The sequence below is a fragment of the Nocardia sp. CC201C genome, assembly GCF_030010695.1.
Classification (GTDB): Bacteria; Actinomycetota; Actinomycetes; order Mycobacteriales; family Mycobacteriaceae; genus Nocardia; species Nocardia otitidiscaviarum.
The window spans coordinates 1-5648 of record NZ_JASCXP010000461.1 but is presented as its reverse complement, the minus strand read 5'-3'; the positions used below and the strand labels follow the sequence as shown (position 1 = coordinate 5648).

Genomic DNA, 5648 nt, shown 5'->3' with positions numbered 1-5648 from the left:
CCCCCCCCCCCCCGGAGGAGAAGTGGCGTCGCGCAGCCGAATTCAGGCCGCCGCCGGTTGGCTGTCGTCCGCGAACTGGGTCCGGTACAGCTCCGCGTACCGCCCCTGCTCCGCCAGCAACCGGGTGTGCGTGCCGCGCTCCACGATCCGCCCGTGCTCGAGCACCACGATCTGATCGGCATTGCGAATCGTCGACAGCCGGTGTGCGATGACCAGGGCCGTCCGCCCGTCGAGCGCCTCGGCCAGTGCCGCCTGCACCGCCGCCTCCGAGGTCGAGTCCAGCGAGGCGGTGGCCTCGTCCAGGATCACTACGCGCGGCTGTCGCAACAGCAGCCGGGCAATGGTCAGCCGCTGCCGTTCACCGCCCGAGAGCCGGTAGCCGCGCTCGCCGACCACAGTGTCCAGGCCGTCGGGCAGCGATGCGATCAGCTCGCTCAGGCGCGCCCGGCGCAGCGCGTCCCACAGCTCCTCGTCGTCGGCCTCGGGCCGGGCCAGCAGCAGATTGTTGCGAATGGTGTCGTGGAACAGGTGCCCGTCCTGGGTGACCAGCCCGACGGTGGCCTGGATGGAGCTGCCCTTCAGCTCTCGCACATCCACCCCGCCCAGCCGCACCGCTCCGGAGTCCACGTCGTAGAGCCGCGAAACCAGTTGCGCGATGGTGGATTTCCCGGCCCCCGAGGAGCCGACCAGCGCCACCATCTGACCTGGCTCGGCGCGCAGCGACACCTGGTGCAGCACCTGTTCCCCGCCGCGGGTGTCCAGCGTCGCCACCTCCTCCAGCGAGGCCAACGACACCTTGTCCGCCGATGGGTAGCCGAAGTCCACCGCGTCCAGTTCCACCGACACCGGTCCGTCCGGCACCGCCCCCGCATCGGGCGCGTCCTCGATGAGCGGCTTCAGATCCAGCACCTCGAAGACCCGCTCGAAGCTCACCAGCGCCGACATGATGTCCACCCGGGCGCTGGCCAGCGCCGTAAGCGGCGAGTACAACCGGGTCAGCAGCAGCGAAAGCGACACCACCGCACCGGCTTCCAGCTGTCCGCGCAGGGCGTAGAACCCGCCCAGGCCGTACACCAGCGCGATGGCCAGCGCCGACACCAGGGTCAGCGCCGTGATGAACACGGTTTGCAGCATGGCCGTGCGTATACCGATATCGCGCACTCGACCCGCCCGCAGCGCGAACTCCGAGGACTCCTGCGTCGGTCGCCCGAACAGCTTCACCAGGGTCGCGCCGGGGGCGGAGAATCGCTCGGTCATCTGCGTGCTCATGGCGGCATTGAGTCCGGCCGCCTCCCGCTGGATTCCGGCCAGCCTGCGCCCCATGGCCCGCGCCGGCAGCACGAACACCGGTAGCAGCAGCAGTGCGAGCAGCGTGATCTGCCAGGACAGCCGCAGCATGACGGCCAGCGTGAGCACGAGCGTCACCAGATTGGTGACCACTCCGGACAGTGTGGAACTGAAGGCCCGCTGGGCGCCGATGACATCGTTGTTGAGGCGGCTGACCAGCGCGCCGGTGCGGGTGCGGGTGAAGAAGGCCACCGGCATGCGCTGCACATGGTCGAACACCGCGGTGCGCAGGTCGAAGATCAGCCCCTCGCCGATGCGCGCCGACAGCCACCGGATGATCAGGCCCAGTGCGGCATCCAGCACCGCCACTACGCCGATGACGATCGCCAGCATCACCACCACACGCGGAGCGGACCCCTGCACGATGCCGTCCACGACCCGTCCGGCGAGAACCGGACCGGCCACCGCCAGCAGCGCCGAGATCACGCTGAAGCCCAGGAAGGCCAGCAGCCTGCGGTGATGCCGCTGCGCGAAGGCCAGAATCCGCCGTGCCGTCGTCAGCCGCAGCGGACGCTGCTCGTTGGGCGCGTGCACCTGCCGGTACAGCTGATCCCACGCCACGGATTCGATACTCATGCTCGCTCTCCTCACCGCTTCGGGTCTATGGAACCCGAGGGCACCGACAGTAAGACCTCAACAAAGGTTGAGAGCAAGCCCATCCGCCGGGCGACACGCCTTCGCTCTGGGCGAAACGCCGCGCCCGGCCCGCCGCGGTCTCCCCCGTGCTCCTGACCGCCAGTAGCATTTTCGGTGTGACCGAGAAGCTCAGCATCACCATGCCCGATCGGGTGGCCGCTGCGGCTCGGGCCGCCGCCGCGGCCGCCGGGAAACCCCTCTCCACCTGGATCGCCGAAACCATCGACCGCGTCACCTACGCCGATGCCCGGCGCAATGACGTGGCGCTGATGGAACAGCACAAACTGCTGGGCGGCGAGTGGGCGCAGCAACAGGCCGCCGCCTTCCAGGCGGCCCGGGGAGTGCGTGGGTGATCGCCCAGCGGGGCCACATCATCCTCACCCAGGCGGCCACGGTCATGCCGGGCGGCACCATGTTCCTGGTCGTCTCCGGCGACAACTACAACAACGATCAGCCCGGCCTGCGGCTGGTGGTCCAGGTGGTCGGGCCGCAACTGCGCCCCGCCGCCGGGGCCTACCTCTACGACCTCGGCACCGTGGGCACCGCCGTCCTGGTCGCGCCGACCACCCTGCCCAGCGACTGGCTCACCGGCGAACCCATCGCGGTCATCGACCAGGACACCATGGACGACATCGCCACCCGCATCGCGCGGCTGTACCTGTGAAGACATGTCCGATCGCCTGGCACGACGGACGATCCGGCTGTGCCCAGCGCGGCCTCCGCCGCCGGGATGTCTCGTGCAGCTCCCCGCCGGTGGGCACCGTCGCTGCGGTGGGCCGCCTAGGCTGACAGCGTGACCGATTCGCTGGAACGGGCGCTGCGGGGCCGGATCGCGGGTGAGGTGGACGCCTCGCCGCGGCGGCGCGCCGAGTATTCCACCGACGCCTCGAACTACCGGGTGCCGCCCCGGGCGGTCGTTTTTCCGCGCACCGTCGCGGATGTGGAATCCACGCTGGCCTTCGCGCTGGTGGAGGGCCTGCCCGTGACCGCGCGCGGAGGCGGAACCTCGGTGGCGGGCAATGCGATCGGGTCCGGGATCGTGCTGGACTTCAGCAGGCATATGCACGCGATCCTGGAGGTGGACGCCGAACGCGCGCTGGCCCGGGTGCAGCCGGGGGTGGTGCTGTCCACCCTGCAGCGCGCGGCGGGCGCGCACGGCCTGCGCTTCGGGCCGGACCCGTCCACGCAGAACCGCTGCACGCTGGGCGGCATGATCGGCAACAATGCCTGCGGCCCGCGCGCCGTGGCCTGGGGGCGCACCTCGGATACGGTGCGAGAACTTCGCATTCTCGACGGTACCGGCGTCGAGCGCACCCTCGCCGACGATCCGGCCGCAGTGCCGGGGCTGCCCGAATTCACTCGTGCGAACCTGGCCCTCATCCGCACCGAACTGGGTCGCTTCGACCGGCAGGCATCCGGGTATGCGCTGGAACACCTGCTCCCGGAGCGCGGTTCGTCGATCGCCAAGGCGTTCGTCGGCACCGAGGGCACCTGTGGCCTGCTCCTGGAGGCGACCGTCGGGCTCGTGCCCATTCCGGCCGCCACCGTGCTGGTCGTGCTCGGCTATCCCGATATGCCCACCGCCGCGGACGATATCGCCGCCGTCATGGCGGGCGCGCCCATCGCGGTGGAGGGCCTGGACGCTCGCCTGGTCGACGCGGTGCGAGCGCATCGCGGCACGGTGCCGGAGCTCCCGCGCGGCGGTGGCTGGCTGTTCGTGGAGTTCGGCGGCGACAGCCCCGATCAGGTGCGGGCGGCGGCCGAACGGCTGTGCCGCACCGCCCATGCGCTCGATTCCCGAATCGTCACCGATATCGCTGTGGCCCAGGCACTCTGGCGGATTCGCGCCGACGGTGCCGGGCTGGCCGGTCGTACCCCCGACGGCACTCCGGCCTGGCCCGGTTGGGAGGACGCCGCCGTCCCGCCCGAGCGTCTGGGCGCGTATCTGCGCGAATTCCAGGCCCTCACCCGCGATCACGGCCTGGACGGCCTGCTCTACGGTCACTTCGGCGACGGCTGCATTCATGTGCGCCTGGATCTGCCGATCGCCGATGCACCGCAACGCTTCCGGTCCTTCCTGGAGGATGCCGCCGATCAGGTGGTGAAGTTCGGCGGTTCACTGTCGGGCGAGCACGGCGACGGTCGTGCCCGCTCGGAACTGTTGGCGCGCATGTACTCCCCCGCCGCGCTGGCCGCCTTCGCCGGATTCAAGGCGCTGTTCGATCCGGATGACGTGCTCAACCCCGGGGTCCTGGTCGACCCGCGCCCGATCGACACCGATCTTCGGCTGGCCGGGCTGCGGCCGGTGTCCGCCGCCGGCGGCTTCGCCTATCCCGGCGACGGCGATATCGGCACCGCGGTGCACCGCTGCGTGGGCGTCGGCAAATGCCGTGCCGATACCCGCGCCTCCGGCGGCTTCATGTGTCCCTCCTATCTGGCCACCGCCGACGAGAAGGACAGCACCCGCGGCCGTGCCCGCGTACTCCAGGAGGTAGCGCGCGGCGCGCTCGACTGGCGTTCGGACGCGGTGGCGGAATCCCTCGATCTCTGCCTGTCCTGCAAGGCATGTCATGCGGACTGCCCGGCCGGTGTGGACATCGCGACCTACAAGTCCGAGACCCTGCACCGCCGCTACCGGGGGCGACGCCGCCCGCTCGACCACTACTCGCTCGGGCGGCTGCCGCGGTGGCTGGCGGCTGCCTCGCGGCTGGCCCGGCCGGTCAACGCTCTCGCGAAGATCGGCCCGCTGCGTCGAATCGGCTTGCGCGCGGCCGGAATAGATCCCCGCCGACCGGTGCCCGCGCTGGCGCACAAGAGTTTCCGTCGCGGATGGACCGGCAGCACGGCCGCCGGCCCGGAGGTGATGCTGTGGGTGGACACCTTCACCGACGGCTTCGACCCCGATATCGCCTCGGCCGCGGTGGACCTCATCGAATCACTGGGCTACCGGGTGCGGATTCCCGAGCGCCGGGTGTGCTGCGGCCTGACCTGGATCAGCACCGGGCAGCTGGACGGCGCGCGCACCCGGCTGCGCGCCACCGTGGACGCCCTCGTCGACCATGTGCGCGCCGGTGGTCTGGTGGTCGGGCTGGAACCGTCCTGCACCGCCGCCCTGCGCGACGACCTGCCCCGCCTGCTGCCCGGCGACGAGAGCTCGGCCCGGGTCGCGGCGGCGGTGCGGACCCTGGCCGAATTCCTGCTGGAGCAGCCGCGGTGGCGGCCACCCGATCGCGCCGCCACCACGGTGGTGGTGCAGCCGCACTGCCACCAGCACGCGATCATGGGCTTCGCCGCCGACCGCGAGGTCCTCGCCCGCACCGGCGCGACGGTGGTCCCGATCGCCGGTTGCTGCGGCCTCGCCGGCAACTTCGGCATGCAGCGCGGCCACTACGACCTCTCGGTCGCGGTCGCCGAGAACACCCTGCTGCCCGCCCTGCGCGCGGCGGGCCCCGACGCCGTCTTCCTGGCCGACGGCTTCTCCTGCCGCACCCAGGCCGACCAACTGGCCGGACGTCCCGCCCAACACCTCGCCCAATTCCTGCGGGACACCTGAGCCGCGCGACGCACCACCGCGCACGATTGCCGCCCGCCTTCGGTACGCCCATCTCAGCACGACCTCATCGCGCGCCCACCGACGCCATACCGCGTCAGCGCGGAGACCCGAC

At 71.2% G+C, this 5648-nt stretch carries 4 protein-coding genes; 3 read left to right on the top strand and 1 reads right to left on the bottom strand.

The window, feature by feature from the left end; translation table 11 throughout:
- Nucleotides 1-42 precede the first annotated feature (42 nt).
- On the bottom strand, nucleotides 43-1923 hold the full coding sequence (locus tag QK444_RS31645) for an ABC transporter ATP-binding protein (RefSeq protein WP_282785741.1): 1881 nt from the start codon (nucleotides 1921-1923) through the stop codon (nucleotides 43-45).
- 176 nt (nucleotides 1924-2099) lie between these two features.
- On the opposite strand from QK444_RS31645, the gene QK444_RS31640 reads away from it, so the two are divergent.
- The 3 genes from QK444_RS31640 to QK444_RS31630 all read left to right on the top strand — a co-directional run bounded on the left by QK444_RS31640 (nucleotide 2100) and on the right by QK444_RS31630 (nucleotide 5536).
- On the top strand, nucleotides 2100-2336 hold the full coding sequence (locus tag QK444_RS31640; RefSeq protein WP_282785740.1) for a hypothetical protein: 237 nt from the start codon (nucleotides 2100-2102) through the stop codon (nucleotides 2334-2336).
- Complete coding sequence (locus QK444_RS31635) at nucleotides 2333-2647, top strand: hypothetical protein (protein ID WP_039807994.1); 315 nt, start codon at nucleotides 2333-2335, stop codon at nucleotides 2645-2647. Before QK444_RS31640 ends, QK444_RS31635 begins: the two co-directional genes overlap by 4 nt.
- A 129-nt stretch (nucleotides 2648-2776) precedes the next feature.
- Nucleotides 2777-5536, top strand: coding sequence for an FAD-binding and (Fe-S)-binding domain-containing protein (locus tag QK444_RS31630; protein WP_282785739.1), 2760 nt, complete (start codon nucleotides 2777-2779; stop codon nucleotides 5534-5536).
- Nucleotides 5537-5648 lie beyond the last annotated feature (112 nt).